3 protein-coding genes and 1 pseudogene are annotated in these 3,583 nt (G+C 73.1%); all 4 read left to right on the forward strand.

Annotated elements, in window-relative coordinates; translation table 11 throughout:
- Positions 1–773 (forward strand): hypothetical protein (locus VF665_RS05180; protein WP_331052351.1); only part of this gene is annotated, 773 nt, incomplete at its 5' end.
- Positions 770–1,717 carry a glycosyltransferase family 2 protein gene (locus VF665_RS05185; RefSeq protein ID WP_331052352.1) on the forward strand — a complete coding sequence of 316 codons (948 nt, stop codon included), beginning with the start codon at positions 770–772 and terminating at the stop codon, positions 1,715–1,717. The genes VF665_RS05180 and VF665_RS05185, both read left to right, overlap by 4 nt.
- 58 nt (positions 1,718–1,775) lie before the next feature.
- Complete coding sequence (gene wecB, locus VF665_RS05190) at positions 1,776–2,885, forward strand: non-hydrolyzing UDP-N-acetylglucosamine 2-epimerase (protein ID WP_331052354.1); 1,110 nt, start codon at positions 1,776–1,778, stop codon at positions 2,883–2,885.
- 51 nt (positions 2,886–2,936) lie between these two features.
- A pseudogene (locus VF665_RS05195) lies at positions 2,937–3,583 on the forward strand (hypothetical protein); the annotation flags it as partial.

Genomic DNA, 3,583 nt, shown 5'->3' on the forward strand with positions numbered 1-3,583 from the left:
ACTTCGAGCGGGCGATCGGGATGTGCACGGGCGAGCTGATCGCGCTCTGCGACCAGGACGACGTCTGGCCCGCCCACAAGCTCGCGCGCATCGTTCCGGAGTTTCAGCGGCATCCGGGCGTGGCGCTGGTGTTCACCGACGGGATGGTGGTGGACGAACGGTTGCGTCCCACCGGGGCGCGGCTGTGGGAGTCGTTCGGGATCACCCCCCGCATGGTTCGCCGCGTGGCGCGCGGGGAGGCGTTTCCCCTTCTGACCGGGCGCAACCTGGTCACCGGCGCCGCGATGGTGTTTCGCGCGGACCTGGTTCCCCTTGCCCTCCCCGTTCCCGAGGACACGGCCCGCATCCACGACGGCTGGATCGCGCTGGTGGCCGCCGCCGCCGCCGAGGTCGTGATGATCGGCGAGCCCCTGCTGCTGTACCGCAGGCACGAGTCCCAGCAGGTGGGTCCGGGAAGCCCGGCGGAGTGGAATCCCGGGCTGCTGGAGCGCCTGTTCCGTTCGCTGCGGGCGCAGCCGGGGTCGTACCTGGGCGAGATTCAGGCGCTGGAAGCCACCCGGGGGTCGCTGGCCGGCCGGTGGAGCGGCTTCGCGGAGAGCCGCGCGGCGCGGCAGCTGGACGGCAAGATCGCCAACCTCCGCGCCCGCGCCGCGCTGCCCCGCGGCCTGCTGCGCCGGCTTCCCGTGGTTCTGCGCGAGCTCACCGCCTTGCGCTATCACCGGTTCGCCGAGGGGATGTGGAGCGCGGCCCGGGACCTGGTGGGCGGCTCGTGAGCAGCCGCGTGCCGCCCACGGTGTCGGTGGTGATCCCCACCTACAACCAGCCCGATCTGCTGGACGAGGCGCTGCGGTCGGTGTTCGCGCAGACCTTTCGCGACTTCGAGGTCGTGGTGGTGGATGACGGAAGCACCGACGACACGCCGCGGCGGCTGCGCGCCTGGGGAGACCGCGTGCGTGTGGTGCGGCAGCCCAACGGCGGCGTGGGCGCGGCGCGCAACCGGGGGATCGACGAGGCCCGCGGCCGTTACGTGGCGCTGCTGGACCACGACGACCTGTGGCTTCCCGGCAAGCTGGCCGCGCAGGTGGAGTTCATGCGCCGCCACCCCGCGTGCTGCGGGGTTTCGGTTCCCTACGCGTTCTCCACCTCTCCCGCCGTGGCTCATTTCGACGCGGGCGAGGTGGCGGGGCCGGACGGGATCGTGCAGCGCCCCGTACGCGAGTGGATCGACGGCCGCCCCGTCGCAATCACCTCGTCGGTGGTCCTGTTCGACCGGGAGCGCGCCGCCGGGCTGCGGTACGGCACGCAGCGCGGCGCGGTGGAGGACGTGGAGTTCCTGTTCGGGCTTTTTGCGCGCGGCCCGTTTGGCATCGCGGGCGACGGGGTGCTGGCCATCTACCGCATCCACCCGTCCAACGTGTCGGGGGAAGCCGAGTATTTCGGGGCGGGACTGCGCTACCTGCGCGCGCTCGAGGCCCGCGGCGGCCTCGCGACCGGCCCGGCCGTGACCCCGGAGGAGCGCCGGGCGTTTCTTGACCACCTGGGCCGGGTCGCCGCCATGCGCTACCTTCACGCCGGGCAGCGGGGGCGCGGGCTGGCCACCTACCTCCGTGAAGCTCCCCACCAGCTGCGGTCGCGCAGGCTGCGCTTTCTGGCGGCCTACCCGGTGCTGCTCCTGGCCCCCACGCGGGTGGCCCGGCAGATGGAGCGCCGCTCCTGATCCGCCGGCCCGCGCCCCGCGAGGGTGTGGCCCCGGTCTTCTCCTGATCCCGGTCGTGATGCGAGTTCTGGTGGTGGCGGGCGCCCGCCCCAATTTCATGAAAGTGGCTCCGCTGCTGGCCGCGCTGCGGCAGGCCGGCGCCGAGGCCGTGCTGGTGCATACCGGACAGCACCATGACGAGCAGCTGTCCGGCCGCTTCTTTGAGCAGCTGGGCCTTCCCGTGCCCGACCACCACCTGGGGGTGGGTTCGGGAAGCCATGCGCGGCAGACCGCGCGGGTCATGGAGGCGTTCGAGCCGGTGCTGGTTCAGGTGCGCCCCGACTGGGTGGTAGTGGTGGGCGACGTGAACTCCACCCTCGCCTGTGCGCTGGTGGCCGCCAAGCTGCGCGACGAGCTGGGGTGCCGCATCGCCCACGTGGAGGCCGGGCTGCGCAGCGGCGACTGGCGCATGCCCGAAGAGGTGAACCGCGTACTTACCGACCGCCTCTCGGACCTGCTGCTCACGCCCGATCCCGACGCGCTCGGCAACCTGCTTGCGGAGGGCATCCCCGCGGAGCGGGTGGTGTTCGCCGGGAACGTGATGATCGACACCCTGCTGGCCCGCCTGGGCGAGGCACGCGCCCTGGACGTGCCCTCGCGCTACGCCGTGGACCGGGGCGGATACGCGGTCGTGACTCTGCACCGCCCCAGCGGGGTGGACGACCCGCACGTGCTGGGGACGGCGCTGGAGGGGCTGGCCCGGGTGGCGGAGCGCATGCCCGTGCTTTTTCCCATGCACCCGCGCACCCGCGGCAGCGTGGAACGCCACGGGCTGGGAAAGCGGCTGGGCGGGGTGCGGGTCCTGGAGCCGCTGGGGTATCTGGAAATGCTGGGGCTGGTGGACGGGTCGGCCGTCGTGCTCACCGACTCCGGCGGCCTGCAGGAAGAAACCACCGCGCTGGGGGTTCCCTGCGTCACCCTGCGCGAGCAGACGGAGCGTCCCGTGACGGTGGCGCGGGGCACCAACCGGCTGGCGCCCTGGCCGCTGACGGCCGACGGCATCGTGGCTTCGTGGGCGGCGGCCGTGCGCCAGCCCCGCCCCGCGCCGGGCGCCGGGGCGCCCGAGGGGTGGGACGGCCGCGCGGCGGAACGCATGGTGCAGGCGCTGGCCGCGCGAACGCCGGTCTGACCCGGGTTTCCCCCCGGGGCCCGTCCTGATTCTCATGCCTGGGCAGTCTTCATGGAAGCATTGGCTCCCCGCCTGCCGTGCCGGGCTGCGGCCGCGCTCCTTCTCGTGCTGGCCGGCTGCGGGGCCAACGAGGGGGGCACGCAGCCGTCGCTGGCCGCGGGCGGCCAGGTGCGGACGTACGGGTCGGGTGACATGCTGTACCTGGAGCGAAGGGACGGCGCGACGACCACGCGCATCGGGCTGGACCGGCGGTGGGGGGGCGCCATTGCCGAGGTGAGCCTGAACGGGGTCAACATGGTGAACGCCTACGACCCCGGGCGCGAGGTGCAGCTTTCCCTGTACGATGGTGACGAGCCGGGGGGCGACCTGTGCGGCGGGTGCGAGGGGAAGTGGCCCTGGAACCCGGTGCACGCGGGAGACAGGCACGGTCACGGGAGCGAGGTGCTGCTCGCGCAGGCAGGAGACAGTTCGCTGTACGTGGTCACGCGCCCGCTGCACTGGCTCCCCGAGGGTCGCGGCGGCGCGCCCGGCACGCCTGGCCCGTCCGACATGCTGTACGCCATGCGCGTGTCCGTGGTCCCCGGCTCTCCGGGCGCCTTTCACGTGCAGTACCGCGCCACGCACATGGGCCGCGACACGCACGGGGCGGCCGCACAGGAGGTGCCCGCCGTATACGTGAACCGCGGGTTTGACACGTT

It is taken from the genome of Longimicrobium sp. (assembly GCF_036387355.1).
GTDB lineage: Bacteria > Gemmatimonadota > Gemmatimonadetes > Longimicrobiales > Longimicrobiaceae > Longimicrobium.